Raw genomic sequence first — 26,480 nt, 5'->3', positions numbered from 1 at the left:
CTCGCCGCGGACATGAAAAAGCCCGCCGAAGCGGGCTTTTCTACAACATGAAATCTATCAATCGTTACTGCTGGCGATGCCCAGCAACTGCAACAAGCTGACGAACAGGTTGTAGATGGACACGTACAAACTGATGGTGGCCATGATGTAGTTACGCTCGCCGCCATGAATGATGGCGCTGGTCTGGAACAAGATGCAGACCGAGGAGAACAGTACGAAACCCGCGCTGATCGCCAATTGAAGGCCGCTGATCTGGAAGAAAATGCTCGCCAGCGTAGCGCCGATCAGTACAAAGAAGCCGGCAGTGATAAAGCCAGCCAGGAAGCTCATGTCCTTGCGTGTGGTCAACACGTAGGCCGACAGGCCGCAGAACACCAGCGCGGTCATGGCGAATGCCGAACTCACCACCTCGCCGCCATTGGGCATGCCCAAGTAGCGATTGAGGATCGGCCCAAGGGTGTACCCCATAAAGCCAGTCAAGGCGAATGTCGCAACTAAACCCCAGGGCGAGTTGCGCAGCTTGGCCGCCAGAAAGAACAGGCCGTAAAAGCCAATCAGGACCACAAAGAAACTTGGGTAAGGAACGCGCATCTGCTGTGCCACGTAAGCGACCAGGCCACTGAAGGCGAGCGTCATGGCCAGCAGGCCATAGGTGTTGCGCAGGACGCGGCTGACTTCTTGCTGCTCAACCTGCGCGTGGTTGAGTGCGTAATCTTGTTCGTGCATGGCAACACTCCTGAAAAGGGCTAAGGGTTCCGTGACCAAGGTCGAAACGGATCATAGCAGAGACATCGTTACTGCCAATCTCGAGAGTTTGACAGTGTGTTTCGTTCCGGTATTATTGCCGCCCGCACTTTTGCGGAGGTGTGGCCGAGTGGTTTAAGGCAACGGTCTTGAAAACCGTCGACTGTAACAGGTCCGTGAGTTCTTATCTAAGGTAGCTTTTCGTTGCGCCTTATGGCTGGAACCCCGAAGTAAGATGCACATACAATCTGGAAGGTTGGCAGAGCGGTTGAATGCAACGGTCTTGAAAACCGTCGAACGTTAGTAGCGTTCCCAGGGTTCGAATCCCTGGCCTTCCACCAAATTCGAAAAAAACTGAATAAAATCAAAGGCTTAGATGAAAATCTAGGCCTTTTTTTTGTGCGCCCGGCAGGGCGCACTCACTCGGAGGTGAAAGTCCTCTACACACCCGGCAAGGGGAAGTGTTAGCCAGAGGCAAGGGTGTCGCGGGTGACTGCGAATCCGAAGGAAGCCCGAGGCAAAGCGCTGGCCTGACGAACAGGAAGCGGATACGAGGCGACGCATCGGGGTAAGGCAGCAAAAAAGGCCAAAGCCCGGTACTTGCACAGAACGATGCGGCGTATATCCGACAGGCATAAGCGTGAAGGTGGGTGCGTCATACCCGGGGAGATCTGTATGGCTGCCATTGTGCTACTGGCGTCGCGAGGCGTGAGGATGGCCGTACAGAAGTCAGCAGAAGCCATAGTAGGTGCGGTTTGACCGAAGGGCCGAACATGAGTGACCGCGATTAGGACGGTAGAGACTCGATGCAGCCGATGAGACACAAGTGCGCGAAAACGCAGCCATGACGTCAGAGCCGGGGCGGAACTCCGGGGGCGATGTGCATGGCGTTGAGGCGGGCACGGCGGCTACCGAGCAAACGAAAGCGGGGGAGCCATCGCTAATGGAGGCGGTGGTTGATCGAGACAACCTGTGGCTGGCGTATCGAAAAGTGGTCGGCAACCGTGGCGCGCCGGGGGTCGATGGACTCCCGGTCGAGCGGTTCGCCGGCTGGCTGAAGATGCACTGGCCAAGCATAAAAGCAGTGCTGATAAACGGACAGTACATGCCGCAGGCGGTACGCGCAGTGGACATTTCCAAGCCTGCGGGCGGGATACGCACACTGGGTATCCCGACGGTACTGGACCGTCTGATCCAGCAGGCGCTGCTCCAGACCCTCCAACCGATCTTCGAGCCGGTTTTCTCCGACTCCAGCTACGGCTTCCGGCCGGGGCGCAGCGCCCAGCAGGCAGTACTAGCGGCACAGCAGTATGTGCAAGAAGGCCGCCGCTGGGTGGTGGATATCGATTTGGAGAAATTCTTCGACCGGGTGAACCACGACATCCTGATGTCACGGCTCGCCCGGCGGGTGACGGATGCGCGAGTGCTCAAGCTGATCCGGCTCTCGGCGTTGTGCGACCAGCCCGTCACGCATGGACCGCTCTCGCCGCTGCTGTCGAACATCCTGCTCACCGATTGGGATCGCGAACTTGAGCGACGTGGCCATGCGTTCTGCCGCTACGCGGACGACTGCAACATCTACGTGCGAAGCAAGGCGGCAGGCGAGCAACTGTTGAAGCAGATGAAGGGGTTCCTTACGGAGCGCCTGAAGCTGCAAATCAACGAAGCGAAAAGTGCCTGCGCCAAGCCGTCAACGCGCAAGTTCTTGGGATATAGCCTGACGGCCCATCGCCAGGCTCGGCTGCGTATCGCACCGCAAAGCCTGCAAAGGCTAATGGCCCGCGTGAAGGAGTTGTTACGTCAAGGACGGGGAAGAAGCCTGACTCATACCATCGAGACACTGAATCCGGTGCTTCGAGGGTGGATCGGCTACTTCCAGTTCACGCAGACCAAGAATGCACTGGAGAGTCTGGACGGTTGGCTGAGACGAAGACTGCGCTGCCTGCTCTGGCGGCAAGCAAAGCACCGTCAAGGCCGAACCACAATGCTGCGTCGACAGCGCCTGACGGAAGATCGTGCATGGCGCTCGGCCCGAAACGGACAAGGTCCGTGGTGGAATTCGGGTGCATCACACATGAATGCGGCCTTCCCGAAACGCTTCTTCGACGCCTTGGGCTTGATCTCGCTGCTGGATACCCAGCGGCACCTCCAGCGTCACCCATGAACCGCCGTATGCGGAACCGCACGTACGGTGGTGTGAGAGGGCGGCGGGAGTAATCCCGCTCCCTACTCGATGAGCTAAGAAATGTCTCTGATCATCCTATAAGCCCGGCTAACGCATGTTGGCGGATTGATGACGCAGGCAAGCTCATGGCATCAATGAGCTTGGCTGAAACAGGCAAAAACCTGAACGAGCAGTGCTGCAAACAGTGGCCATACGTCGCGTTGATCCACTTTCGTCTCAATAGAAGGCTCCACTGCCTCCGGAGCCGGCATCACTCCGATCTCGAATGCACCGATTATTTCACGCATGAGAAGCCTCCAAGTCGATTAAGGCCGGCTGCATGCCAGGCTCTGTGCAAGCATTAAGATTCTAATCCATATGTATTGTCAACGATATCTGCCGTTTTTTTGATCGGCATTAGCGGTTTCTTGAGTCTTTTTGTTGTGTTTTTAGCGTGTTTATTCGGTTTTAAGCCAGTGTTTACGGGGTTTTGTGCTGATCCGTGAGAGATAAAACATTTTCCTTTGACTTCACATGTATTTGGCGGTATTTCTAGACCTGCGATGAGCGTTCGCGTTTACAAGAGCAAAAAAATGCTAGATGGCCCTCCCTGCTACGTCGCTGCCGAGAACACAAAAATACGAGGTTGCATCATGACGAATCATCCAGTGAACCCTCCGGTTGACGCCGACGCCGAGCGTCTTGCGTCCCTTGGATACAAATCGGAATTCAAACGTGACATGAGCCTTTGGGCGAATTTTGCTTTGGGTTTTACCTACCTCTCGCCGGTGGTCGGCATTTACACGCTTTTTGCGTCATCGCTGATGCTGGGCGGGCCACCGATGATCTGGGCATTGCTCATCGCGGGCGTTGGCCAACTCTTGGTGGCGATCGTCTTTGGCGAAATCGTCTCTCAATTCCCTCTCGCCGGAGGTGTGTACCCATGGGCGCGTCGTCTTTGGGGTCGTAAGTGGGCGTGGATGACCGGCTGGGTTTATGTGATGGCGATGTTCTCGACCATTGCCGGGGTTGCCTATGGTGCAGCGCCGTATACAGCCTCAGTCGTTGGTTTCGAGCCTACGACAGGTGCAAATGTGATCTGTGCGCTGGTGATCCTGGCGATTGCCACAGCAATCAACCTGATGGGGACGAAGGTGTTAGCGCAGGCAGCGCTGATCGGATTCTTTGCCGAAATTATGGGGGCGTTGGTTGTAGGCGTGTACCTGCTGGTGTTTGAGCGTCACCACGATATGAGTATTTTCTTCAACACGTTCGGTTCGGAGAAGACGGGCTCTTACACGGCAGCATTCCTGGTCGCAAGCTTGATCGGCGTCTTTCAATACTACGGATTCGAGGCATGTGGTGATGTTGCTGAGGAGGTTCCGGAACCCGGGCTGCGTATCCCGAAATCCATGCGTCGCACGATTTACATTGGCGGTGTTGCAGCAACCTTCGTCTGTTTTGCTTTGATCATGGCGGTGGTAGATATCGGTGCAGTTATCGACGGCACCCTTGCTGATCCAGTATCTGCAATTTTGGCAAAAGCCTTTGGGCCAGTGGGATCGACAGCGGTGCTTTGCGTAGTGCTGATTTCCTTCCTTTCTTGCGTCATGAGCTTGCAAGCTGCAGCCAGTCGACTGATCTATGCCTACGCTCGTGACAAGATGATTTTCGCCAGCGGCCTGCTATCCAAGTTCTCTCATGAGCGTCACGTTCCTCCCTACGCCTTGTTGCTCTCGGCGCTTCTGCCAGGTGTGATTGTTATCGGCTCGATGATCTCGGCTGATGCACTGTTGAAGATCATTTCCTTCTCTGCGGTAGGCATCTATATCGCGTTCCAAATGGTTATCCTTGCTGCTCTGCGAGCTCGGTTGAAAGGCTGGAAGCCAAGCGGCGAGTACCAGCTTGGATCGCTTGGCTTGATCACCAACATTGGAGCGCTCGTCTACGGTGTCGCCGCCATGGTGAACATCAGCTGGCCGCGCACACCAGACGCTCTTTGGTACGACAACTGGATTGTTGTGCTGTCGTCTTTCGCTGTCATCGCGGTTGGCTTCCTTTACATGTGGATTGCTCGTCCTCACTTGCGTAGCACTGCTACATACGGCGATGCGATTCCTGCAGCTGGTGCAGTCGTAAACGGTGGGGTTCGAAGAACCACCACTGCATAGTTTCCCGATGTGCTCAAAAAACGCCCTTGAAGAAGGGCGTTTTTTAGTTTCTGAGGGGGCATTCCAAATTAATGGCTGCGTCTAGAGCGCCGATTCCAGCGTTGGTGTCGGAGCTCCAGGAGGCTATGGGTTACTACCGCAGTAGGGGAGCAAGGTGATGTGGTTCAAAGGTTCATTGAGTGCGGAATTTAACGAGCTGGATGGCGCCCTGCGCGCATTGCTATGCCGAGAGCCTCTCACTCCCGGCAACTTGCAGTTATTGGAGAGGGCACATGCTTCCGCTCACTCAAATGTAATCGCTCTAGCTGAACGGATAAGTGCGTTGGAGGGCCAGGTTGAGAATCGGCGGTCTGCGGAGGAGGGCTGGGCGCGGAACGCAGTCGTCAGCACGGATAAAATCAGTGCTCTGGAAGGCGAGGTGGCTACTCTCAATGGATGTTTAGCTGAGAAGCTCATAGCTTTCGACTCAATCGGTAGTGAGCTGAACGTGCTTCGTGGGGAGTCCGAGGTTTGGGAGCTTGCCAAGCAGACTCTTACAGAAGGTTGCTGGGATCTGAAAATTTTTGACGGAGGTCTGGAGCATCCTTCCAATGAGCTTCGATGGTCTCGTCAGTTCAAAGAGTTGGTTGGATATTCAGATCACGAGTTTCTTGATGGATGGGAGACGTACAACCAAATCGTTGACCCCGACGACCTCCCCAGGATGCTTAAGATCATAGAAGAGTACGTACGGGCCCCGCATATCGCTGACCACTACGTTGTTGAGTACCGGATGAGGCATAAGCAGCGGGGTATGGTTTGGTTTCGAGAGCGAGGTCGAGCAATGACCGGCGCTGATGGAAAAGTATGCAGACTCGTCGGTGCTGTCCGAGACATATCTTCGGAGCGACATGCCGTGGAGCTACGCCTGCGTGAGCAGTCCGCTATGAGAGCAACGTATGCTCAGATTTCCACGGCTCTTGGTGTGATAAAGGCGATTGCAGATCAAACAACCATGCTCGCTCTCAACGCTGCAATCGAAGCAGCGAGGGCGGGTGATTCGGGACGTGGTTTTTCTGTTGTCGCTGACGAAGTCAAAAAGCTCGCTTCAAGGACGCAGGAGGCTACTCAGCAGATCCATTCAATGCTCTCGAGTGTCTCGGTGAGCAGCGAATGAGCCCAGGTGACCAGCTAGCTTCAGGCGGAGGTGCTCAATGATAAAGCGCATTGGGGAAACAATATCCAGCCTACCCACATTGCATCCTGCCATTGCGGTGCTGTGGTGTTCGAGCTGGATCTTCCTAATGGGGTCGTCGATCCCAAGCGTTGCAACTGTTCACTCTGCAAGCGCAAGGGTGCAGTGATGGGGACGGTGGCACTATCGGGCATACGGATCCTCAAGGGGGCAGATGTTCTAAGGGCCTACCGGTTTAATACAGGAGTGGCTTGTCATTACTTCTGTTCCCAATGTGGAATTTATACGCACAACGTCAGGCGCTCTGATCCATTGCAGTGTGGTTACAACATCGGCTGTTTGGAGGGTGTCGATCCGACGAGACTGGACGTCGTTTCAGTGAGCAACGGCGCCAACCATCCACTTGATTGATGTGGCTCGAAGAGGCAGGCATCGTGCGGAGAATAGATCACTGGGCGCTAGGTGGGGTTTGTAGACGGAATAGGGGAAGCGTGGTGTGAGGATGTCTAGAGAGGCTAGGAGCCTCTCTAGACCAAGACTGGTGACGTTACGCAGCGCCTTGATGTTTACGTTTGCAAGGTCGTTGAACAAGCGACCAGTGAGCCGCTGCCTCTCCAAGTTCAATAACCCGACAGCCTGTTTCTTGGCGATTCATTGCGTGATGGGCCATATCGCCAACTGTCCAATTGGCGGTGTTGGCTGCAATTACACGACCTTCCTCCGATACGATCAGAGCTTCATTTTCCATTTTTATCAGGCTGGAAAGCAGGATTCGCTCGAAGCGGTGCAGGGCTATATCTGCGCCGGCAATGCCCACGAAGCGACCGTCAACGTGAATGGGTAGAGAGAAGGTCATGATGTACATGTCGGCCCCGTAAAGATCGACATAAGGGCCTACGACTACATTGCTTCCTGTGGCCTTAGGACGAGCAAACCACTGCATGCTCTGATAGTTGTAAAAGCTTTCACTGCGCCGGTTAAAGTTGAGCGTCATTGGGACAACCTTACCCGCAGAACCCATTCTCCACCATTCAAGATACATCTCGCAGTCTTCTAGCTCGCCTGGCTCCAGGACAACTCCTGTTCCATGGATGCAAGATTTCGGGCCTTGAAGCTGCGCATCGATTTTCGGTTTGAGCACAGCCAGGTCTTTAGATGATGGCTTTTTACCTAGCGCAGCCTCACGTCGCCAAATCTCCACGACTTCGTTTGCTAAGATCGTCAACTGGTCAAAAACGTTACCGATCGAAGCATTGATACTGTCCGCGCAGTCGTCCGCGTCGGTTCGAAAAAGTGGTAATGGCATGATGTAGGGCCTCTGTTGCATGCTCGTGACGCAGTTTCAGCTTGGTGCTGTGAGTATCTTCGACTCACTCAGCATCAAAAAGCCGCTTGCATGAGAAGGAGCAAGGCGCATGCCACTTTTAGGCTACCTCAGCTAAAAGATCTAATCTTAGATCTATAAGCCTTTTGATACCTCGAGTTACGTGCGCTTCTGCTAATGCGCCTGCAAGGTTGGGATCATTAGCCATGATCGCTTCTGCGATAGCGCGATGTTCTGATTGGGCTGCTTCTGGCGTTATAGAGCCTTCTTCCGGGATCCACATCAGCTCGCCAATTTCTGCCTGCAGGCTCATTTCTGCGTGGGTAAGTCTTACAGACTGCGCGGCAACTGCGATCTCGATGTGGAATCGAGCATCTGCTCGTCGACGTTCTGTTCGGGTAGTCGCATCGCCTAGCGCATCAATGTAATGCTGTAGCTTGGCATGATGCTCTGATGAAGAGCGTTTAGCTGCGAGCCGCGCAGCCGCCCCTGAGATGGCAACGTGTTCGTCGCAGAGGTCTCGTAGTTCTAGAGCGCTCATATCGGCAAGGCGAGCACGCAAATGTACTTCTGGTAATTCTATAGCCGGGCACACAAAACTGCCGCCGTTACGACCTCTCCTTGTCTCGATGACACGGCGTTCGCGCAGGTAGGCCAGGGCTTCGCGCAGGGTTACGGTAGCCACCCCAAACTGCATCGCCAGCTCGTTTTCGCTTGGCAATTGCTCGCCTTCAGCGAAAAGACCAAGGTCGATCACTTCAATCAATCTGCGAACGACTTCTTCTGTCCGGCCTTCCTGGCGCAACCTCATGAACGAGGCTGTTCTTGCACTGGAGTTGTTGTTCATAATCCATCGGCAGTAAATTCTTGCTCAAACGAGCTAAACCTACTCGCCAATCCTCCCAAATGGTTGTGTCTCATAATCTCAATTTACCAGACTCGGTCGACACTTCGCGCTAAAACCTCTCAAATAAAATTTTAAAAAAAGGCCGCTCCCTCGACAGGTGCGGCCAACAGCTCGGGTGGTAAGGCCGAGCAGACAAGCTGAGAGGCAGGGTGAGTGCTGTTTCTCAACTAATCCCGAAGGGGTAGCTCAGCGATGGCATCCATTTGCGCCAAAGCTGCTCCAGTTGGCCGTTCGATTTGATGATCGCAAGGGCCTCATTCACTTCCGCGAGCCAAGCCTCATTTCCCTTTTTGACTGCAATGCCCCATTTGTTTTGAGTGGGAACGCTGAAGCCAATTTCCAGATCTGCTTCTTCGGCCAGCGGAACCAATGCAACGTCATCATCTACGAAGGCATCGATTTTTCCGTCGCGAAGCGCGCTTACCATGTCGCCCAAGACATCATCGCTGTTGCCACCGAAAGGCACGCAAATGCATCCGGTGAAAGTTTCAGCCAGTGCCATGTTCAAGCTATCGGCAATAGCGCCTACTTTCTTACCTATCAGGTCAGACGGGGATCGAAGATTTGAACCGCGTCGAATCATCACTGCTTCATCGAATACCGCGTAAGGCTCAGTGAAGTCGGCAAGTGTTTTGCGATGATCAGAAATACCCTGACCGCACAAAATTACTTCGCCTTTCCCGGCCTGTAGCGCTGGATAAAAATCAGCCCAGTTTTGATAAGCGAACTGAAAAGGCAGGACAAGTGTATGGGCCAGCAACCTGCCTAGATCAGACTCGTAGCCGTGACGGAATCCTTTGTCGTCTCTCCAGAAAAGCGGTGGAGCAGGGAGATCTGCACAAATAACTCGGAATTCAGCTGTTTGATGAACCTTGTCGATCATGGCAGGTAGTCCAGATACATTTTGCGTTCCCAGTCGGTCACTACGCCGCAAGAGCGAGCCCATTCATCAGCCTTCAATTTGCGGTAGAGATTGGTCAGCTCTGCAGGGAAGGCGCTGCGTACGACTTCATCACGGTCAAATGCTGCAACCGCATCACCCAAGGTAAGAGGGATGCCTACCGACTCGCCGCCGTCGACATAGCTGTCTTTTGTCTCGGAAGGGCCTGGGCTGGTTTTGTTGCGAATACCGTCCAGCATGCCGGCGAGAAGCAGGGTGTGCGAAAGGTACGGGTTCACGCTTGCATCGGGGAGCTTGTACTCCAGGCGACCGTTTGCAGACAGGCGCACGGTGCAAGTTTTGTTGTCCATGCCCCAGTTGATGCGAGTTGGAGCGAACTGACCGATATCCCAGAAGCGTTTGTAGGAGTTCACGGTGGACGCCATGATCATCATGGAGCCAGGAGCGTGAGCGAGCATGCCGCCCAAGGCGTGCATGCCTACTTCAGTCAAGTGCAGGTCGCGGCGACCTGGTTCAGCCAGAACGTTACGGTCGTCTTTCCACAAGCTGACGTTGTGGTGGCAACCGTTCCCCATGCTGCCGGTGCTCGGCTTAGGCATGAAGCTCGCTTTAACGCCGAACTCGCTCGCGACCTGGCGACAGATCAAGCGATAAGTCATCAGTCGGTCTGCAGTGAGTTCACAAGAGTCAAACATCCAGTTCAGTTCGAGCTGACCCGGATCCTCGTAGTCGCCTTCGATCATGTCCAGGCCCATGGAGATCGCATATTCCATGACGCGCTTGTAGATCGGGCGCATGAGCTCAAGGTTGCCCATGTGATAAGCCGGGCTTGCACCTGGGCGGACTTGTACTTCCAGCTTGTCACCGAACCAGGTCATTTCTGGTTCGCAGCCAGATTTCATACGGAAGCCAGTTTCTTTGATGAAGGCTTCGTGCGTACGGATCAAGTGCCCGCGAGCATCGGTGCCCATCGGAGCGCCACCGTTTTCGAGGCGGTGATCCGGCTCGTACATACGGCAGAAGAACGAGCCGATGGATTTATCCCAAGGAAGCACATTGAAACTATCCACGTCAGGGATTGCGGTGAACTCGGCTGCTTGTGCGCCCCCGCCCAACAGTTCGCCGGTACGAGAGGTTTGAAGGTCTGAAACAGCGGTGCGATGGAATTGCACGCCTTTTTCAAGGTTGCGCAGCAGGTGCTTCGCCGGCACGACCTTGGCGATGACGCGACCGGAGAGGGTGACAACTTGGTAGTAGAGATATTCGACGCCGGCATCTTTGATGCGTTTAGCCAGCTCCTGGGAAGCTTGGGAGCTGGTGTTGAATTCTCTGTGCAGGTCTAACGCAGTCATTCGAGTTCTCCTGGCGCTGCATGGACAAGGCATAGCAGCAGCACATTCTTTTTGTATTCCTGCTCTGACGGCTAGCACATGGCACCTGGCAGGGAAGCATTAAATCTAAGATATGGTTTTATATCTTTCAAGCTTTAAATTTCAAAATAGCTGATTTTTAAGGCTGATTTGTGCGGATATTTTTATTTTTAAGAAGATAAAATGAGAGATTTAGCGCTTTTTCAGAAAGTGACGAGGCTTTTTATAGAGCGCAGAGCAAAAAAATGGCCTATACATGCAGGCCAATATGTTAATCAATATAGTGTTGCTTACGTAACGCAGTAGGTGCGGAAGAACTGAGAAACCCATTTCGCTACTGGGGTCGCATCGACCGGGAGGTGAGCGATGGAGTCCAGGGCGTTAGCTGACACGTAGTCGCTGAGAAGATCGCCTCGAAATTTTTTCGCCAGTGCCTGTGTGTATTCCGAGGAAAACTCAGGGTGGTACTGAACGGAAATGGCTGGGAATGAATAGACGAATACCCCGTTTTCGCAGTGAGTTGATCCGCCCACGCGCGTAGCTTCAGGCGGAATTGTTTGAACTTGATCTTGATGGAAAACGAATGAGGCATTGCATCCTGGGAGGTCAGGCGTCTCATATTTGTATTGCTGAGAGCCGACACCCCATCCCTTGGTTGATTTTGCGTTTAGTCCGCCGTACGCATCTGCCATGATCTGATGGCCGAAGCAAATCCCGAAGACGGGTATGTGTTCCTGTCTTAGCTGTTGAAGGAGTGCGATCAAGCCAAACATCCATGGACTGCGCTCATAGGTACTGTGTTTCGAGCCAGTCAGGATAAAACCATCGAAGTCACCAGGGGCAGGAAGCTTTTCTCCACGCACTGGCGATATGTAGGTAAACGTGGCTTCGGGAAGAAAAGGGGATAGCCACTTGTCGATCATCTTCGGGTACGACCCAAACTCATCGATCAAGTCATCCGGGGTTCGTCCGTTTTCCAGAATACAAATCCGGAATGGCTGCTGAGACATCTTTCACCTCATAGATCGTAGTGCCGCACGTAACGATGCTTGTTCAAACAGCGCCAGAAGGCGATGGTTTACGAAATCGTCGTTGTGCTATTCATGGCGTTCACAGCCCTGATAGAACTGCTTTAGCCCATGGCATTGCAATGTCACCTGGAAGCTGTCCTGCACTGGCGTCATGCATCCCTCGTTCTCCTACCTGCTCGGCTCCCAGCTGAGTCAGTGTCTGTGCAATGATCTCGCTACCCCGATTGAAGGTTTCGTAGAAGCTGTCGCCCAGGCCGAATACTGCGAACTTGAGCCCGGACAGGTTGGGCTGCTCACTGTTTAGCGCTTCGAAGAAAGGCTGAGCTGAGTGCGGGAGTTCGCCGTCACCATAGGTCGAGCACACGATGAAATAGAACACGTCAGGCGACAGATCGGAGGCTGAGAATTTAGACATGTCGGTGCTTTCGATGCTCACGTCTCCGCTGAGCGCATCGACGATATCGTCGGCGACCATTTCAGCATTGCCAGTTTCTGTGCCGTAGAGGACATGAATGTTCATTTGTTGTTTTCTCCTGCTTGATGGGACTGGGCTGCGCCCAACATGGCAACTTTGTTGCGAAATTTTCGGCGCGCGCGGTCATCAGGGGCATTTTTGAGTTCAGCCGTATCGATGCGCTTCCAGTCTTCATAGCAAACAGTCGGGCTTTTGATTGCCTCTGCGATCGCTGAGTAACCTGGTTTCCCAAGAGCTAGGGAGCCTGCCTTCACTGCCTGGACGATGTTGTCGGCTACGTGTTTGGCATCCGCTCGATTGTCCGGGATCGTGCCGGTGGGCCCCCGGCGGAACCAGCCCGTGCAATACAGTCCGTCATCCAGAAATCCGTTTGCTAAATCGGAGCCCGGGCGTGACAAATCAGTGCGGCAGAGATCGAGTTCTGGACGCTCTTCGAATCCAATCGCAGTGATAATGCAAGTCGCGGGAATGCTTTGCTGGCGGTCAGGGTTTTGCGTGTCTTTAAGCACCAGGCCTGCAACATGGTCGACACCGGCCACGCGAACAGACGCCCAGCCAAAATGGAACGTGACTGATCTTTTGCTCGAATCAGATTCGCTGCCCGATTTAGCAAGCGCGAGCAGCGCATCTACCTTGGCCTTGGCAAGTGGATCATCAATCGATTCGAGATCGAGCTCGTCGTTAAACTCGAATCGGACATTGGCAAGTTTGGCGAGCTCTTTGATCATCACCGTGTCGAATTTTGCGAGCGCGGCTGGAGATCTACCTACGACATCGATGTGTTCTATTGGGCTGCTTACGAGATGTGTCAGTGCTTCGTGGGACAAGTCCGAGCCATGAAACTCCTCGCCCTTTTTGACCAGCAATCGCAGCACATCGACGGCAACGTTGCCGTTGCCCACGATAATTGGACGAGTACCAAAGCTTGGCAAAAACTCTTCTTCGTCTGGGTGATCGTTCAGGAATCGAGTTATTTGCCCCGCACCGTAGATGTGATTCAACGCATCACCCGGAACGCCTAGTTTCCGATCTCCATACAGGCCCGTTGCAACCACCACGATGTCGTATGCAGCTCGAAGATCTGCGAGCGGTAGTTCGGAGCCGATATGAACGTTGCCCAGGAACTGGATTTTTTCGCGTTCAAACATCCTTTCGAATTGCCGAGTAACTGCCTTCGTGCCTGGGTGGTCAGGCGCAACACCGTACCGGACTAAGCCGTATGGAACTGGCAGTCGTTCAATCAGCGTGATCTCTGCGTCCTGCCATTCGCGTCGAAGTGCTTGAGCTATGTAGCAGCCAGATGGGCCCGACCCGATTATCGCAATGGTTGGAGTGCTCATGATTACACCTCTGGATCGAACGCCATAGGCATCGCAATAGGGCCGGTGTTTCCGCTATCCGGCAGCCATTCCACTTCGCCATTGAAGCGAGGATTTTTGATTCGTTGTGCAAGAAGCGCCAAGGCTTCTGTCATGTCGCCGCGCGCAATGAAGTGACCGATGCAGTGGTGAGCGCCTGCGCCAAAACCGAAGTGCGCCTGGCGTTTAGCTGTGATATCGAATCCAGGATTTTCGAATACGTTCGGGTCGGTACCGGCAGCTTGGCTGAACAGGTGAACAGTCGTTCCCTTCTTGATATCCAGTCCTTGATAGTTGAAATCCACCAACGCTTCGCGGGTCACCCATGTCACGGTCGGGCGCACGCGCATGACTTCTTCGACAGCAGCTCTTGCCAGTTCAGGATCTTCACCCAGCAGTTTCCACTGGTCTGGGTGCTGGACGAACATGTCCATGGCCAATGCGATCTGGTTACGTGTGGTGTCGATACCGCCGAAAATTGCAAGAACGATCATGTCGTATAGTTCTTGATCGCTAAGCGCGGTTTTGTCTTCTTCGTTGGCTTTAACCAGCATGCTGAGAAAGTCATCACCCAGGCCGTTCTTTTTCAGGGCTTCAACCGCCATGGCGGCATAACCAAAAAGCTTGTCGGTCGCTGCGTTGATCTTCTCTTCGTCCTGCTTAAACGTCACGCCCAGCGCCAAGCCCATGTCTACCGCCAGCTGAGCCAGGCCTCGCCACTCACTACGCGGTAAGCCGAGTAGGGCACAGATGACTTGAGTTGCGTATGGCTCAGAAAAGTCCGCTACGAACTCGCAGGTGCCTTTCTTCGAGAATCCATCAATGATTTCGTTAGCCATTTCCTGAAATTCAGGGGTGAGCTTGCGTACGAGCTTCGGTGCAAAGGCAGGGTTCGCAAGGCGGCGAAGGCGGGAGTGATCAGCGCCTTCGCGACTTAACAGCATCCGAATCCACCAGTCGGCAAAACTACCTGTGGCCTTGTTGTGCGCAGGCCATGCGTAGCTCCCTTGACGAAGACGTTGATCTCGAATCAGCGCGTTGACTTCGTCGTAGCGAAGCACTGCGATGCCATAAGGCGTCCGTGCAAACCAGCTTTTTTCTCGCGCATCAATCACTTCCTTCGAGCGCATTGAAAAGGAAGGGTTGGCCACATCCAGGTATGGCGCAGCTTCGAGCGTAGTAGGGAGACTGGAAGACATTTGGACACCTTCGATCGTTATTAGAAGAAGCGAGCTGCTCACGAGCCAACTGCGAAGGTTGACGGGTGGTGCGGGTCATGACCTGCATGGTTTGGTATCTCGCCGGAGCCGCATTACGAATTCAATTTAAAATATGGTTTCATATCTTTCAAGTAGAATTTTCGTTTTGTGGGGCGTGATTCGGCTTGTTTTTGCTCTTGCATGGCATAAATCGCATAAAAATTTGGCTATTTAGAACGAAAATCCTCCTTCGAATGGTGTAAAAAAGCTGCTTGGCATCTAATTAACTTTAAGATATGGTTTCATAAGTATTAAGTTTTGATCAGGATTTGCTTATGAAGTTGTCGCGCGCCATTGCAATTGTTCATTCCGATACTGATGTCCCTGGCAGCCTGCCTGAGCTCTTCAACGAGCAGGGTATTGATTTGGAAATCGTATCGATCAGCCAAGCCCTACCTGCACCTGAAGCGCTCGACATCGTTGTAGTGATGGGCAGCCCTGAATCAGCCTATGACCATCGATTGTCTTGGTTGGACTCCGAGCTCAAATGGCTGAAGTCTGTTCAAGAGCGAGGCGTGCCGACGCTCGGAATTTGCTTTGGTAGCCAGTTGCTCGCACGCGCACTAGGCGGTCAGGTCTATCGCAACTCCACTGCAGAGATCGGTTGGACTGAAGTTCAAACACTTCAGGAGGAGTGGGCACACAAGGGCCCTTGGCTCAATTTCCACTTTGATGCCTTCACGCCTCCACCCGGCTCAACCTTGTTGGCGAAGACTGATCTAGCTCCCCAGGCTTACCGCAAAGGCAAGTCTATGGGCGTGCAGTTCCATCCAGAAATTGACGCACAGATGTTCGATACATGGACTGACTACTGGAGCAATACCGAGGAAGGGAAGCGGTTTCTAGCCACCGCCGGAGATCTGCCAGAGCGTATGCGCGCGGAGATTCAGGTGAAGGAGGCCGGCAATCGAACCAACTGTCGCTTGCTGCTTCAGGATTTTTTAGCCGGTATCTGAAGCACCCATTCAACCGTGACCCAGCATACGAATTCAGCTTGCTCGATCTGGGCCATCAATCGTGAAACGTGAGGACGATCATGCAAAAGTTAACTTTGAGCGATTGGGAAACCAAATCTGCACAGCTGAAGATTGAAGGGCGCGCGTTCGTTAGTGGCGCGTATGTGAACGCAGTAGCAGAAGGTGTTTTTGAGTGCATCAGTCCGGTTGACGGACGCTTTCTCGCCAACGTTGCCAGTTGCGAAACTGCAGATGCGGATTTCGCAGTAAAAGTAGCCCGCGCCACTTTTGACTCCGGTGTTTGGTCGCGTTCTTCGCCAGTTTCTAGGAAGCAGGCGATGCTCCGTTTTGCTGATCTGTTGGATCAGAACGCAGAGGAGCTAGCTCTTCTGGAAACACTCGACATGGGTAAGCCTATCTCGGATGCACTGAATGTCGATGTTCCTTGCGCGTCTGCAGCCATCCGTTGGAGTGTTGAGGCGATTGACAAGATTTACGACGAAGTTGCCGCGACGCCTCACGACCAATTAGGCCTAGTCACTCGTGAGCCGATCGGCGTTGTCGCCGCGATCGTGCCGTGGAACTTCCCGTTGATGATGGCTTGCTGGAAGTTGGGCCCTGCACTCGCAACGGGTAACTCCGTGATTCTTAAACCATCGGAGAAGTCGCCTCTTACCGCAATTCGTGTTGCCCAATTGGCAATTGATGCTGGCATTCCTCCAGGCGTTTTGAACGTACTGCCGGGCTATGGACACACCGTAGGTAAGGCGCTCGCCCTGCATATGGACGTCGATACCATTGTCTTCACGGGTTCGACCAAGATCGCCAAGCAACTCTTGATCTACTCCGGCGAATCCAACATGAAGCGCGTATGGCTGGAGGCTGGTGGCAAAAGCCCCAACATCGTTTTCGCCGACGCTGCTGATCTTCAAGCCGCAGCGGAATCTGCTGCAGGTGCGATCGCCTTCAATCAGGGAGAGGTTTGTACCGCAGGTTCCCGTCTTCTCGTCGAGCGCTCGATAAAAGACAAATTCCTTCCGTTGGTCATCGAAGCGCTGAAAGGTTGGAAGCCCGGCAACCCGCTTGATCCTGAAACAAACGTGGGAGCCCTGGTCGACACTCAGCAGATGAACAACGTGCTGTCCTACATTGAGGCTGGTCACAAGGACGGCGCCAAGTTGGTAATAGGTGGCGAGCGCGTCCTTCAGGAAACGGGTGGGACGTATGTGCAGCCCACCATTTTCGATGGTGTCAGCAACGCGATGAGAATTGCTCAGGAAGAAATTTTTGGGCCGGTTCTATCGGTCATCACTTTCGATTCGGTCGAGGAAGCTATCTCGATTGCGAACGACTCCCCATACGGTTTGGCCGCTGCAATTTGGACAGCAGATATTTCCAAAGCACACCTCACTGCTAAAGCCCTGCGGGCGGGCAGTGTCTGGATCAATCAATACGATGGCGGCGACATGACTGCCCCCTTTGGTGGATTCAAGCAGTCGGGGAACGGTCGCGACAAATCGCTCCATGCGTTTGATAAGTACACCGAACTGAAAGCTACCTGGATCAAGCTGTAATGGAGTTCGAGATGCCCGTTCAAAACACTGTTCTTTTCCGCCAACAAGCGTTCATCGATGGCGAGTGGGTTCATGCCGATAGTGGTCAGGTAATTACGGTGTCCAACCCTGCCACCGGAGAGACGGTTGGCACTGTGCCTCGTATGGGGGCTACTGAAACTTGTCGCGCTATCGAGGCCGCGAACAGAGCACTGCCAGCCTGGCGATCGCTGACAGCTAAGGAAAGGGCAGTCAAATTGCGTCGTTGGTTTGAACTGATGATGGCCAATCAAGAAGCCCTGGCTCGTCTGATGACGGTAGCTCGAAAGGGGTTGGGGCGTTATAGAGGAAGCTATGGACGGTATTTTCATCCTCTCGATGATGATAAGCTGCAACGAGTTGCATCTTAAGGCCTGTAGAATGGGGAGTAGCTATGGGCCTACAGGCCTTATAGAATGGGGTTTAGGTGAGTGAGTACGACTCTTTTTTTCGGTGAGGTGTGCAGTTACCTTGTATAACAGTTCGAATCCCACCGCCTCCGCCATATTTGTACGTTAAAGCCCTGATTATTCAGGGTTTTTTCGTTTCTGAGGTTTGCAAACCATCCTTTAGACCATGCTGCTTCCTGTATCTAGCTTGATGGGTACGATTTCAAGAAACCGGCCACAAGCCGGCTTTTTTATGTCTGAAAGCCAATAAATACGGGACCTCTACAAACAAAGCACCTCCAGCCCATACCTCAGCCCATACATTGTAGATGGGTGAAGAAACGGCACTGTCAGCGAGTCACCCTACGGGCTCAGAACTACCCCTTTACGGTCGTTCACCGTAGGAAGCTACCTGCCATCGTCCTTGAACGCTTGGCCCCCGTTGCGCGAACTACAGAGTGGCCAGGGCGCTGACGCCCATTACAGGCCGAATATACGAATGCAACCGCACTGACGACAGGGTTGGAAAAGCATTACTCACCGCTTGCGGGGAGAGTCCATATACCGTTTGTTAGAGCGTACCCTGCTCGTACGGCAAGGCTGGCAATTTTGCTTTTGACTGGCCAATGATTAACGACGGAGTACCAGCTAGGTCATCAATGGCAGGTTTTGTGTGGCGTAAGTCTTCTTGCACTGACTGCTGTGTGCGTGCGATTAGCTCTATAACTTGAGCATGCAGAGCCTCATTTTCCGAACGAAACTGCTCTGCGACCTCACGCCAAACCTTGGCAACTGCTTCGTGTTTTTCCCGCTCGCTGTCGGTGGTTGCTGCCGCTGCGGCTTCTGTTGCTTCATGCGCCCGCTCTGCAGCATTTTGACTACGTTTTTTCATGCGATCCGCGAAGAATCGATTTATACGATTACTTAAGCTATCCAGGGAATCTGTAACGACAGATATTATGTGCTTCAAAATCAGGGGCCATATATTTTCAAGAAACCATGGCCAAAATGTCTTAATAAGAAATTGAATAATAGCCTCAGCGATTTTTGACTTGGACATGGGGATTCCTATACTGGTATATGAGTTATTTCTGAAGCAATTAAGTTAAGGGGCGGGCTTTAGCCCGACCCAAAGTGAGCAAGGTTATATGGCTTTAGGTGCTGATAGATCAGTTTGATTTTTTGATTTTAGGCAGCCTACAACTATGCAAATAATGGTTCCAGCTAGTGATGCAATTGATGAGACCAGAGGGCTCACAAATGCAGAAAAAATAAATACCACTGCGATCGCGATACTGGTGTTTATGTATTTTTTATTTCTATAAACCCCGGCATCGATAAGCCGGCCTTTATAAAAGTGCCCCCATATTTTTAGAAAAACATATGATCCAGCAATGTTCCCTATGGCGCTTGCAATATTTTTTGATGCTGTGATTTCGAAAAGGGCTATCGCTATTAAGAGGTAGGTAACGATGCATGCGGCCAAACCAGCAGCCATCATATTCCAGTAGGTAGGCCGTTGCACTGGCGGGCAATCTTGCATTTTTGGAAATAGCTTGTAAATAATTGTTCTAACTATGGCTAGGGATTCTTCGTAAAAATCGCTGGTTCTATTGGTTTTTGTTGCGTTGCCACATGTACCGCAAAATATTGCCCCTGGATTTAACTCTGATTTGCAAGTTGAGCATACAGGTTTGCTCTCAAGATTGGTTCCACATGATATGCAGAATTTAGCCCCGTCAATTAGCTCTGCTCTGCAGCTATAACAATTCATAATTTTTCTCCGGTAATTCGATTTTCTTCGACATCTAACGTTTAGGTTAAGGGGCGGGCTTTAGCCCGTCCCAGAGAGCGAAGCGAACGATTTGAACCGTTTGTTAGGTGCTGACCTACTCGGTATAGGCCTTTATATAGAAATAATCTGCGTTGCTACCGACGCCAAATAGTGAAATTGAACGCATACCTTGTAAAGGCTCCCATCGCATGGTGAAGTCATTTGTGAAGGATGGGATTTGAGCCTTTATGCCAATTGAACTCAATGTATTTTTGTTGAAGGGAAGTGTGTCGATGCCTTCAATCGTAATCCAGTCAGCTTTACCTTTGATAAAGACAATTTCAGTTTCTGCTTTTTCGTATGTGCACTTGCGGCCGTGTTTTGTGCTTGTGCACTCTGTGGGTTGGCCTATGACTTTAGTTACTGCCGCCTCTGACTTGCCGATAATTCCGGATACGTCAATTAGTGTGTCATCAGCCGATAAAGCTGACGACGAAAGGACTGCGATTGCAATTAAAAGGGCTTTCATGCGGTGATGATCCTATGTTGCACCTAACGTTTAGGTTAAGGGGCTGCGGCACGCAGTCCCAGAGAGCGAAGCGAACGATTTGAACCGCTAGTTAGATATTACCTTGAGTAATCAATGATTTTTTGTTCTAGGTTGCCTATTGCCGTGCAAGAAATACCGTCTTTTTCATATTTTTCTTTGGTTGAAAAATCAAATGTGAAATTATCATTACCGCCCGGTAAGTTGTTAACGTCAAAATATTTAACATTAACGTCCACGACGTACTTGGTGTTTACAGTTAGGAGTGTTCCAGTGCCGGAAGGCGCTAAATATATATTTGATCTGCCATCTAGTTTAGATGTTCGTATTGCATTGAATAATGCGCCTTGATCGTTGGTTAGCGTGTATTTGCTTGAGTCTGCTGGGTTGTATGCGTATGTATTGTCGCCGCGTGCATTTGAAAACTTTCGCGTGGTAATTCCGCAGTCAACATAGCTTGACGGGGTTGTGCTCGAAAAAGAGACATTTATTATTCTTGAGTTTTTCTCTATGTTATTTATAACGAAAAAGTCTGATGCGAGATTTCTTACTAGCCTGTCCCAAACAGCATCAAAATCTTCGTTGATTATTATTTGCTTCGTTATTGTGTGTTCTTTAGGTGGCGCATATGTGTAGCTTGAGGTTGCACACCCAGCAAGGCTAGTGAGTAAAAGTACAGATAATGATGTTTTGAGCATTGTTTTTTTTCCGGTTGTGGATTATATGAGTAATAACGTTCAGGTTAAGGGGCTGGCTTTAGCCAGTCCCGAGTGAGCGAAGCGAACGGCTTGAACCGTTTGTTAGGCATCATTTCTCGGTATTAGTGTGGAACACCTGCCTCTTTAGCAATACTTTGTACGGATCGTCCAAGAGATTGCTTAAGTTTTTGTAAATCCTCATTGCTTGACCTCCCATACCCAATCACGCAGGCTGCTGCTGCATCGACGAAAAAGGTACAGGCGATACGGCTCATCATTGTGGAGTATGCCCATGCTTCCTTGGCCATTTTGATCTTCTGTTCGATGGGCATCTCAAGTGAAATAAGCCACAGAAGGGTGTCTTCACCGGTGAGATGGCTTGCACCGCTTAGGCGATGGTAGCTTTCGTAGTAGTCAGTCTTACGGCCCATTGCCTCGAAGCGCTTAAAGAGTGACTTGGGCCACTCTGTATTTCTATCACAAGGATCGATTAAAGATTGGCTTTCAATTTTATCTACATACAGGCCTAAACTCTGGATAAAGTCACTTCTTTCATCGATCATTGCCGAAACTTTATCTGCATAGCTCTCGCCTTTAATTGTTTCTTTCCATTCGCCGAGCTTCCGCTCATGCTCATTAAGCCACGAACGAAAGAACTGAATCAGAGTGCTCGGATTTCCGATAGTCGCTAGATACATGACATTTATAGAGCCCTCTACAACTATCCTCGAAAGTGCTTCAGCGCTAGCTGGAGAACCCGTAGATATAGCCACCAACATGCCCTCTGAATGTTCAAAAATACGCCCAAGTAGGTTTAGCAGGCTATGAATGCGGAAGCCTGTTTTTGCATCGGAAGGATCAATCTCACTTAGATATTCGGTGGCGATTCTATTCGCCTCATAAATGGCATCTACAGCCACCAGCGCATTCCGAAGATCGGCTTTTTGGTCTATATGAAATTTCTTGCGAAAATTTTCGATATGGCTCATGGGTTACTTAATGATGCCTAACGATTAAGCTAAGGGGCCGGCTTTAGCCGGTCCCAGTGAGCGAAGCGAACGATTTGAGCGCATTGTTATGCGATGTGGCATATGATGGTCATTTTTTCGTCTGCATCTTCAGAAATAATTAACACATGGTCCTCATTAATAATTGCCGATGCCTCGTACCATATCTCTGGGCTTACAAAGTAGTCGCCTTTTATTTCGTACTGGTCGCCTTTGTTTTTTATTATTACTTGGTAAATTCCGTTGTCATCAGACAGGTTATCGTCTTGAATTGTAAGTCGTATTGTTTCTTTGTTCGGTGCAATAGTGCGGCTATTTTTGTCATTGATTTCAGAGTAGTAGCTCGTTAAACCAAGTTTTTTGTACTCATACTTAACTTCGATATCTTGAATTTTCGAGAGGTCGAACATTTTTCCTCCTTCATTGCATAACGATTAAGCTAAGGGGCGGCGGAACGCCGTCCCAGCGAACGAAGTGAACGCCTTGTTATGCTCATTTCTCGGGTTTAGTGCTCGTTTTTTGTTGCTCTTCACGCAGCAGGCGAATTGCAGCGACGTTACGTGGATTCGTTTTTTCCCTGAAGTGCCAAATGCAATAGTAGATTTCTTTATAAGCACGTTCTGCATCCAAGGTGCATCCTGGAAATTGGCATGAATTTATAGAATTTGACGTTTCTGAGTGCGGTAAAGGCTCCCCGTGTTCAGAATGATTAACCCTTTCAAGTAATATGTGTTCGCCTGCAGTGGTTCTGATTGTTGAGATGGCTTCTGCTACTGTGATTCGAAACCATTCTTTACCTTCTCTTTTATCGATTAATAGTTTATGAACTCTTTGTTCCATATCTCTTGGCGAGGGTAAAAGGGCATCATAAGCTACAGAGTATGGATGTGGTGATCCTGTATTATTTAATTCTTTGGCTCTAAAGGATGGATCTTTGGTCGAATACCCAATTTTCACCAGTGCAGGCATGGCCGGATTTGTTATTACGTAGATCCATCCTCGTAGCATCTAAAATTCTCAGCTGTTCTGACTAATACGCAATGTGCATAACGTTTGTGCTAACCGGCGAGCAAAGCGTAGCTTTTGCGAGTCCAGTGAGCGAGGCGAACGGGGTTGAGCGCATAGTTATAAGCCTGCCTGCGCGACGGCCTTGAATTTTGGCCACTGGTTATAACCGATGCTTGGATTGTTTGATTGGAGCTCTTTGATGAGCTCGACCTCTTTTAGGTTTACTTCCTTGTCTGCTGCCGTTTCTGACTCCCAGAGGATTTGCTTGCGAACTGTAAAGTCACGCATTTGCTCAGCGGTAAAGTCACGCTCAATTAGCTTGCTGTCGGCGCTGCCAAAATAATTTAGCGTTCCGGTCAGATCTTTACCGACGTAAACTTTGCCATTTGGGTACGTGATTTTATAAATGACTTTCATGGGGCGCGCCGGTGCTGGATGGCAAAGGTTTATAACTATAAATAGACGCCAAATGGTGTGATAAAGCTTTTACGGGCGTGGTGGATAACATTCCTTGTCCTCTTGATTTCCCTGTCTAGAAAGGGCGTTGCAGCGGCTCGGGGACGGCATGAGGGAGTTATACATCATGCGTGACGCCGGTCGTGTGTTACAGCTTTTGCAGAGATTCTGGGCACAACGCTACTACAGCACGAAATGCTTGGCTATCGCCGGCTTGTGGCCGATCTCAGCCTGTCACGCTGGATGCAATTAGGTGGTCAGATAAGATGCAAAAGCTCGTTAATGTCCAGTGACCTTTGTGGTTAGGACTAGGTGGTGGCTCATCCGACGATACCCGGCGAACCCAGCCCTCCTGACTCGTCGAACAGTTCATCCGACGAAGCTCCAGATTCGCTCTAGGCGAGCGCTTGAACGTTTTGGTTGCCTTCGGCATCCTGATTGAGTCGCACGCATCGCCAGCGAGCTCGTAGACGGTTTGCCGCGACAATGGCTAGTCGAGCCAGTCACTCATGCTTTCATAAATCGCCTTACCGCCTCGCCTAGCTGCATGGCCTGCATAGTCCGGGTCGGTTTTGTGGCCCCTGATGGTCCTGAGCCGGCCTGCCGTGATGTCGTGCTCTTTAACGCAGTAAGCAGCCCACCAGCGCTCGTTCTGGATGCTGTCTATGTGGACGGCTAGGTTATCGAAGCGCTGCCGGTACTCCTTCGCTAGCGCGGCTCTGATCGCCTTGCTGACCTCTTCGATTCGATCAGCCGGGATGCACAGAACTCCGTGGATATGCAGCGGGTGGTTTTCCTTGCTGGTGCCGTGGACAAACTCCAGATTGAAGGCTTGCTCGGAGGTGATGCCGAGCTTGGTCAGCGTCCGCTGGATGATTCCGGCTAGGTAATTGGCCGGGCTGCGCTTCGCTGCCAGCGCTGCTGTCGCCGTAACGTGATCCAGCCGGATAGTAAAAGCCTTGGCGTCTGGCTGCCGAGCTAACCAAAGCAACCGGAAGAACTGCTTGATGTGGGCAGGCACATGCTTCGACCAGTCAGCAAGCTTGCCTTTGCCTTTGCCTTTGTATGACTTGGCTAACTGACTGATGAAGCTGTTGATAGAAAGGAGCTTGGTTACTTGTTCGCTGTCTAGGTCTGGGGGTAGTTCACTAATAGCTACTACATGCTGTTCATGGCTAGCGTGGAAACTAGCTATAAGCCCAGCCTGCTGTGGAGTTGAGAGGGTTTTTCGAGGCAGTTTGCGGCGGCTGGTTTTTGCATCTACTCCACAACCACCGGCGTGCTGCTCCGGTTTGTTAGTGGCAAACCGTCCGACCTCTTCCGGGCGAATTGGCCTCTGTTGTGCCGGTAAGGCCGGCTGTTCGACTGGAGTGCTGGTGCTGGTGCTGGTGCTGTCTGTCATGGTCGGTCTCTGGCCCCACCACCTTTGGTCGATTTTCAAAAATCGGCGGCGCTCGATATCGCCAGGGGGTAGGAGCCTTTCCAGGGGTTCTAAGGGTTTGACACTTGACCCGGTCACGATCGAGTCAAGGTCGTTTCAGCATTCTTCGATGACATCGTCATCGGCCTGCTGAGCTTTTACCTCTTCTCTGTACGCCAGCCATCGCTGGGTCTCCAGCGCATCATCTAGCGTTCCGTTGATCTCCGCTTCTTCAAGGCGCTGCTGTGCTCGCACCTCCTCTACATCGGCCTCAGTCATGATGTGGATTTGAAGCTCTGGCAGTTCGTCGACTTCCATTGATTGATTTAGCTTGTCGAGAGGCAATGCTCGTCGCCCCACATCCTGAGTCAATTTGAGTGCTGTGGCGCTGGCAGCAAGCGCCCGGAACACTATGGGGTTGCTCGTATCGAGCTGCTCCAGAGCGCTGGAAAGTGTCATCCTGATCTGCCGACAGACAGCAAGGTCTTCAAGTACGAGTGATGCGGCTGTTTGCTGCACGCTTTCTAGAGCGAAGGCAGAGCTCAGCATCTCGTCCCTGGCCTTTTCTATCAGCGCTTGTGTGGCAGCACCAGCAACCGCGCCGTTTCGCTTTAATAGCCGCTGAGTGGTACTTAGGCTGATGCTGAGGCGATCTGCGATGGCCGGCAGTGTGTAGCCTGCCTCTCTGAGAATTACCGCCTGAGCGCTTTGGTCTGGTGTCTTTTGCTTGCCTGGCATTTGATTATTCGCCCTCAACTACATGTAAGGATTTTTTCGCGCAGGCTCTTTTGACTGCCGCGATAGAGATACCGAATTCCGTGGCAGTCTCTTGGATCGTTGCTTGATTTGCTGTCCGCCAAGCGGCGACAGCTTGATCATCGATTTTTTTTGGAGCGCCTAGCTTCTGCCCTTGCTCTCTAGCGCGTGCAATACCGGCCATCTGCCGGGCTTTGATATTGGAGCGCTCTAGTTCGGCAACAGCTGCCAGCATGGTCAGCATTGCTTTTCCAATGGGGCTAGACAGGTCGAAGCCTTCTCGCATTGATACAACAGCCACCCCTTTGGCTTTCAGAGCTTCAACTGTTTCGAGAACATCGATCGTGTCTCGACCCAGGCGGTCGATAGCAGAGACGATCAAGGTGTCGCCTTTCCTGGCGAACTTGAACAGCTCGGCAAAGCCGGGGCGCTGTAAAGCCTTGGTAGCTCCGCTGGTGGCTTCGTCGGCATACCAATGCTCAACGTTGTGCAGTTGAGAAATGGTGTGGCGCTGAGCCTCAGTGCTTTGGTCTTCGGTGCTGACTCGGACGTAGGCAAGAGTTGTCATGGTCGGGGCGCTCTATTCTGGCTCAAAAGTATGGCTCAGAATATATTTGATAGCTCAAATTAAATCAACACATTTGAGCTATGCTGAGGGCCGCATTTCTCGCCGCTGGACTTGGCTGTTTTTGATGGCTCAAAAGGTACACTCTCTGAGCCAGCCTGCTGATGCTTCAGTGCAGCGATGTGCCCGATATCAGTTCTTCAATCCATTGATCGATAGCCACTGAATCCCAACCCACGGCGCGCGGGCCGAGCTGTACTGCCCTCGGAAACCGGCCTTGGCTAATCATGTTGTAGATGTGGGCGCGTTTGAAGCCTGTCCGAAACTCCACGTCCCGTAGGCGTAGGATTCGGCGAGCATGGAGTGAGCCATCGATCTGGCGGGTCTGAATGGTTGCTGATTGATGCATTGCTGACGTCCTTGGCGCCCACTGG

Annotated in this window: 28 protein-coding genes, 1 tRNA gene and 1 pseudogene; 8 read left to right on the top strand and 22 right to left on the bottom strand. The window is 51.8% G+C overall.

Features of this window, described 5'->3' with window-relative positions:
- Positions 1-57: 57 nt before the first annotated feature.
- Positions 58-726: a Bax inhibitor-1/YccA family protein gene (locus D3879_RS15840; RefSeq protein ID WP_119955256.1), complete on the bottom strand. Its 669-nt coding sequence runs from the start codon at positions 724-726 to the stop codon at positions 58-60.
- Between the two features lie 268 nt (positions 727-994).
- Here D3879_RS15840 and D3879_RS15835 point away from each other — a divergent pair.
- Positions 995-1,085: transfer RNA gene (locus D3879_RS15835), tRNA-Ser, on the top strand.
- A 485-nt stretch (positions 1,086-1,570) separates the two neighbouring features.
- Positions 1,571-2,908, top strand: a complete 1,338-nt coding sequence (gene ltrA / locus D3879_RS15825) for a group II intron reverse transcriptase/maturase (protein WP_238474267.1) — start codon at positions 1,571-1,573, stop codon at positions 2,906-2,908.
- Positions 2,909-3,060: 152 nt separating this feature from the next.
- On the opposite strand, the gene D3879_RS26560 is transcribed toward ltrA, so the two are convergent.
- Positions 3,061-3,216 (bottom strand): hypothetical protein, encoded by a 156-nt coding sequence (locus D3879_RS26560; protein WP_158592094.1) that lies wholly within the window; start codon positions 3,214-3,216, stop codon positions 3,061-3,063.
- A 345-nt stretch (positions 3,217-3,561) separates the two neighbouring features.
- Here D3879_RS26560 and D3879_RS15820 point away from each other — a divergent pair, with 345 nt between their 5' ends.
- From D3879_RS15820 to D3879_RS28025, 3 genes are all read left to right on the top strand, one after another.
- The gene (locus tag D3879_RS15820) at positions 3,562-5,079 is read left to right on the top strand and encodes an APC family permease (protein WP_119955279.1); all 1,518 of its coding nucleotides are present in this window, start codon (positions 3,562-3,564) and stop codon (positions 5,077-5,079) included.
- A gap of 418 nt (positions 5,080-5,497) precedes the next feature.
- Positions 5,498-6,235: a methyl-accepting chemotaxis protein gene (locus tag D3879_RS27505; protein WP_274381382.1), complete on the top strand. Its 738-nt coding sequence runs from the start codon at positions 5,498-5,500 to the stop codon at positions 6,233-6,235.
- Positions 6,236-6,265: 30 nt separating this feature from the next.
- Positions 6,266-6,664, top strand: a complete 399-nt coding sequence (locus tag D3879_RS28025) for a GFA family protein (RefSeq protein ID WP_476644159.1) — start codon at positions 6,266-6,268, stop codon at positions 6,662-6,664.
- A gap of 136 nt (positions 6,665-6,800) precedes the next feature.
- On the opposite strand, the gene D3879_RS15805 is transcribed toward D3879_RS28025, so the two are convergent.
- The 8 genes from D3879_RS15805 to D3879_RS15770 all read right to left on the bottom strand — a co-directional run bounded on the left by D3879_RS15805 (position 6,801) and on the right by D3879_RS15770 (position 14,818).
- On the bottom strand, positions 6,801-7,559 hold the full coding sequence (locus D3879_RS15805; protein WP_238474266.1) for a cache domain-containing protein: 759 nt from the start codon (positions 7,557-7,559) through the stop codon (positions 6,801-6,803).
- Positions 7,560-7,677: 118 nt separating this feature from the next.
- Positions 7,678-8,424 carry a FadR/GntR family transcriptional regulator gene (locus D3879_RS15800; protein WP_119955252.1) on the bottom strand — a complete coding sequence of 249 codons (747 nt, stop codon included), beginning with the start codon at positions 8,422-8,424 and terminating at the stop codon, positions 7,678-7,680.
- A 223-nt stretch (positions 8,425-8,647) separates the two neighbouring features.
- A complete protein-coding gene (locus D3879_RS15795; protein WP_119955251.1) occupies positions 8,648-9,367 on the bottom strand; it encodes a substrate-binding periplasmic protein in 720 nt (239 codons plus the stop codon).
- The gene (locus D3879_RS15790) at positions 9,364-10,737 is read right to left on the bottom strand and encodes a glutamine synthetase family protein (RefSeq protein ID WP_119955250.1); all 1,374 of its coding nucleotides are present in this window, start codon (positions 10,735-10,737) and stop codon (positions 9,364-9,366) included. Before D3879_RS15790 ends, D3879_RS15795 begins: the two co-directional genes overlap by 4 nt.
- A 308-nt stretch (positions 10,738-11,045) precedes the next feature.
- Positions 11,046-11,765, bottom strand: a complete 720-nt coding sequence (locus D3879_RS15785) for a type 1 glutamine amidotransferase (RefSeq protein ID WP_119955249.1) — start codon at positions 11,763-11,765, stop codon at positions 11,046-11,048.
- 100 nt (positions 11,766-11,865) lie between these two features.
- On the bottom strand, positions 11,866-12,306 hold the full coding sequence (locus D3879_RS15780) for a flavodoxin domain-containing protein (RefSeq protein WP_119955248.1): 441 nt from the start codon (positions 12,304-12,306) through the stop codon (positions 11,866-11,868).
- A complete protein-coding gene (locus D3879_RS15775; RefSeq protein WP_119955247.1) occupies positions 12,303-13,601 on the bottom strand; it encodes an FAD-dependent oxidoreductase in 1,299 nt (432 codons plus the stop codon). The genes D3879_RS15780 and D3879_RS15775 overlap by 4 nt, the downstream gene beginning before the upstream one ends.
- 2 nt (positions 13,602-13,603) lie before the next feature.
- Positions 13,604-14,818 carry a cytochrome P450 gene (locus tag D3879_RS15770; RefSeq protein WP_119955246.1) on the bottom strand — a complete coding sequence of 405 codons (1,215 nt, stop codon included), beginning with the start codon at positions 14,816-14,818 and terminating at the stop codon, positions 13,604-13,606.
- Positions 14,819-15,153: 335 nt separating this feature from the next.
- Here D3879_RS15770 and D3879_RS15765 point away from each other — a divergent pair, with 335 nt between their 5' ends.
- From D3879_RS15765 to D3879_RS15755, 3 genes and pseudogenes are all read left to right on the top strand, one after another.
- Positions 15,154-15,834, top strand: a complete 681-nt coding sequence (locus tag D3879_RS15765) for a type 1 glutamine amidotransferase (RefSeq protein WP_119955245.1) — start codon at positions 15,154-15,156, stop codon at positions 15,832-15,834.
- A gap of 80 nt (positions 15,835-15,914) precedes the next feature.
- Positions 15,915-17,408, top strand: coding sequence for an aldehyde dehydrogenase (locus D3879_RS15760; RefSeq protein ID WP_119955244.1), 1,494 nt, complete (start codon positions 15,915-15,917; stop codon positions 17,406-17,408).
- Between the two features lie 11 nt (positions 17,409-17,419).
- A pseudogene (locus D3879_RS15755) lies at positions 17,420-17,755 on the top strand (aldehyde dehydrogenase family protein); the annotation flags it as partial.
- A gap of 631 nt (positions 17,756-18,386) precedes the next feature.
- On the opposite strand, the gene D3879_RS15750 reads toward D3879_RS15755, so the two are convergent.
- From D3879_RS15750 to D3879_RS15700, 12 genes are all read right to left on the bottom strand, one after another.
- Entirely contained in the window at positions 18,387-18,875 is a 489-nt protein-coding gene (locus tag D3879_RS15750; RefSeq protein WP_119955243.1) for a hypothetical protein, read from the bottom strand.
- Positions 18,876-18,959: 84 nt separating this feature from the next.
- Positions 18,960-19,589, bottom strand: coding sequence for a zinc ribbon domain-containing protein (locus D3879_RS15745; RefSeq protein WP_119955242.1), 630 nt, complete (start codon positions 19,587-19,589; stop codon positions 18,960-18,962).
- 115 nt (positions 19,590-19,704) lie between these two features.
- Complete coding sequence (locus tag D3879_RS15740; RefSeq protein ID WP_119955241.1) at positions 19,705-20,118, bottom strand: hypothetical protein; 414 nt, start codon at positions 20,116-20,118, stop codon at positions 19,705-19,707.
- Positions 20,119-20,216: 98 nt separating this feature from the next.
- Entirely contained in the window at positions 20,217-20,834 is a 618-nt protein-coding gene (locus D3879_RS26340) for a hypothetical protein (RefSeq protein ID WP_147411169.1), read from the bottom strand.
- A 122-nt stretch (positions 20,835-20,956) separates the two neighbouring features.
- On the bottom strand, positions 20,957-21,823 hold the full coding sequence (locus D3879_RS15735; RefSeq protein WP_119955240.1) for a DUF5677 domain-containing protein: 867 nt from the start codon (positions 21,821-21,823) through the stop codon (positions 20,957-20,959).
- A gap of 86 nt (positions 21,824-21,909) precedes the next feature.
- Positions 21,910-22,251, bottom strand: coding sequence for a hypothetical protein (locus tag D3879_RS15730; protein ID WP_119955239.1), 342 nt, complete (start codon positions 22,249-22,251; stop codon positions 21,910-21,912).
- Between the two features lie 82 nt (positions 22,252-22,333).
- Entirely contained in the window at positions 22,334-22,849 is a 516-nt protein-coding gene (locus tag D3879_RS15725) for a GIY-YIG nuclease family protein (protein WP_119955238.1), read from the bottom strand.
- Positions 22,850-22,966: 117 nt separating this feature from the next.
- Positions 22,967-23,266 (bottom strand): GIY-YIG nuclease family protein, encoded by a 300-nt coding sequence (locus D3879_RS15720; RefSeq protein WP_119955237.1) that lies wholly within the window; start codon positions 23,264-23,266, stop codon positions 22,967-22,969.
- 529 nt (positions 23,267-23,795) lie between these two features.
- A complete protein-coding gene (locus D3879_RS15715; protein WP_119955236.1) occupies positions 23,796-24,707 on the bottom strand; it encodes a hypothetical protein in 912 nt (303 codons plus the stop codon).
- A gap of 135 nt (positions 24,708-24,842) precedes the next feature.
- Positions 24,843-25,463: a helix-turn-helix domain-containing protein gene (locus D3879_RS15710; protein WP_119955235.1), complete on the bottom strand. Its 621-nt coding sequence runs from the start codon at positions 25,461-25,463 to the stop codon at positions 24,843-24,845.
- Positions 25,464-25,467: 4 nt separating this feature from the next.
- Positions 25,468-26,049, bottom strand: coding sequence for a recombinase family protein (locus D3879_RS15705; protein WP_119955234.1), 582 nt, complete (start codon positions 26,047-26,049; stop codon positions 25,468-25,470).
- Positions 26,050-26,215: 166 nt separating this feature from the next.
- Positions 26,216-26,455 (bottom strand): AlpA family transcriptional regulator, encoded by a 240-nt coding sequence (locus D3879_RS15700; RefSeq protein WP_119955233.1) that lies wholly within the window; start codon positions 26,453-26,455, stop codon positions 26,216-26,218.
- Positions 26,456-26,480: the final 25 nt, after the last annotated feature.

The sequence above is a fragment of the Pseudomonas cavernicola genome (assembly GCF_003596405.1).
GTDB lineage: Bacteria > Pseudomonadota > Gammaproteobacteria > Pseudomonadales > Pseudomonadaceae > Aquipseudomonas > Aquipseudomonas cavernicola.
Note: the sequence above shows the minus strand (reverse complement) of the source record. Positions and strands in the feature narration are given on the sequence as shown.

Excerpts from the sequence above, each read along its gene's own strand:
- D3879_RS15840 (WP_119955256.1), bottom strand. The coding sequence starts at position 726 with ATGCACGAACAAGATTACGCACTCAACCACGCGCAGGTTGAGCAGCAA.
- D3879_RS26560 (WP_158592094.1), bottom strand. The coding sequence starts at position 3,216 with ATGCGTGAAATAATCGGTGCATTCGAGATCGGAGTGATGCCGGCTCCG.
- D3879_RS15820 (WP_119955279.1), top strand. The coding sequence starts at position 3,562 with ATGACGAATCATCCAGTGAACCCTCCGGTTGACGCCGACGCCGAGCGT.
- D3879_RS15805 (WP_238474266.1), bottom strand. The coding sequence starts at position 7,559 with ATGCCATTACCACTTTTTCGAACCGACGCGGACGACTGCGCGGACAGT.
- D3879_RS15800 (WP_119955252.1), bottom strand. The coding sequence starts at position 8,424 with ATGAACAACAACTCCAGTGCAAGAACAGCCTCGTTCATGAGGTTGCGC.
- D3879_RS15795 (WP_119955251.1), bottom strand. The coding sequence starts at position 9,367 with ATGATCGACAAGGTTCATCAAACAGCTGAATTCCGAGTTATTTGTGCA.
- D3879_RS15790 (WP_119955250.1), bottom strand. The coding sequence starts at position 10,737 with ATGACTGCGTTAGACCTGCACAGAGAATTCAACACCAGCTCCCAAGCT.
- D3879_RS15785 (WP_119955249.1), bottom strand. The coding sequence starts at position 11,765 with ATGTCTCAGCAGCCATTCCGGATTTGTATTCTGGAAAACGGACGAACC.
- D3879_RS15780 (WP_119955248.1), bottom strand. The coding sequence starts at position 12,306 with ATGAACATTCATGTCCTCTACGGCACAGAAACTGGCAATGCTGAAATG.
- D3879_RS15775 (WP_119955247.1), bottom strand. The coding sequence starts at position 13,601 with ATGAGCACTCCAACCATTGCGATAATCGGGTCGGGCCCATCTGGCTGC.
- D3879_RS15770 (WP_119955246.1), bottom strand. The coding sequence starts at position 14,818 with ATGTCTTCCAGTCTCCCTACTACGCTCGAAGCTGCGCCATACCTGGAT.
- D3879_RS15765 (WP_119955245.1), top strand. The coding sequence starts at position 15,154 with ATGAAGTTGTCGCGCGCCATTGCAATTGTTCATTCCGATACTGATGTC.
- D3879_RS15760 (WP_119955244.1), top strand. The coding sequence starts at position 15,915 with ATGCAAAAGTTAACTTTGAGCGATTGGGAAACCAAATCTGCACAGCTG.
- D3879_RS15750 (WP_119955243.1), bottom strand. The coding sequence starts at position 18,875 with ATGTCCAAGTCAAAAATCGCTGAGGCTATTATTCAATTTCTTATTAAG.
- D3879_RS15745 (WP_119955242.1), bottom strand. The coding sequence starts at position 19,589 with ATGAATTGTTATAGCTGCAGAGCAGAGCTAATTGACGGGGCTAAATTC.
- D3879_RS15740 (WP_119955241.1), bottom strand. The coding sequence starts at position 20,118 with ATGAAAGCCCTTTTAATTGCAATCGCAGTCCTTTCGTCGTCAGCTTTA.
- D3879_RS26340 (WP_147411169.1), bottom strand. The coding sequence starts at position 20,834 with ATGCTCAAAACATCATTATCTGTACTTTTACTCACTAGCCTTGCTGGG.
- D3879_RS15735 (WP_119955240.1), bottom strand. The coding sequence starts at position 21,823 with ATGAGCCATATCGAAAATTTTCGCAAGAAATTTCATATAGACCAAAAA.
- D3879_RS15730 (WP_119955239.1), bottom strand. The coding sequence starts at position 22,251 with ATGTTCGACCTCTCGAAAATTCAAGATATCGAAGTTAAGTATGAGTAC.
- D3879_RS15725 (WP_119955238.1), bottom strand. The coding sequence starts at position 22,849 with ATGCTACGAGGATGGATCTACGTAATAACAAATCCGGCCATGCCTGCA.
- D3879_RS15720 (WP_119955237.1), bottom strand. The coding sequence starts at position 23,266 with ATGAAAGTCATTTATAAAATCACGTACCCAAATGGCAAAGTTTACGTC.
- D3879_RS15715 (WP_119955236.1), bottom strand. The coding sequence starts at position 24,707 with ATGACAGACAGCACCAGCACCAGCACCAGCACTCCAGTCGAACAGCCG.
- D3879_RS15710 (WP_119955235.1), bottom strand. The coding sequence starts at position 25,463 with ATGCCAGGCAAGCAAAAGACACCAGACCAAAGCGCTCAGGCGGTAATT.
- D3879_RS15705 (WP_119955234.1), bottom strand. The coding sequence starts at position 26,049 with ATGACAACTCTTGCCTACGTCCGAGTCAGCACCGAAGACCAAAGCACT.
- D3879_RS15700 (WP_119955233.1), bottom strand. The coding sequence starts at position 26,455 with ATGCATCAATCAGCAACCATTCAGACCCGCCAGATCGATGGCTCACTC.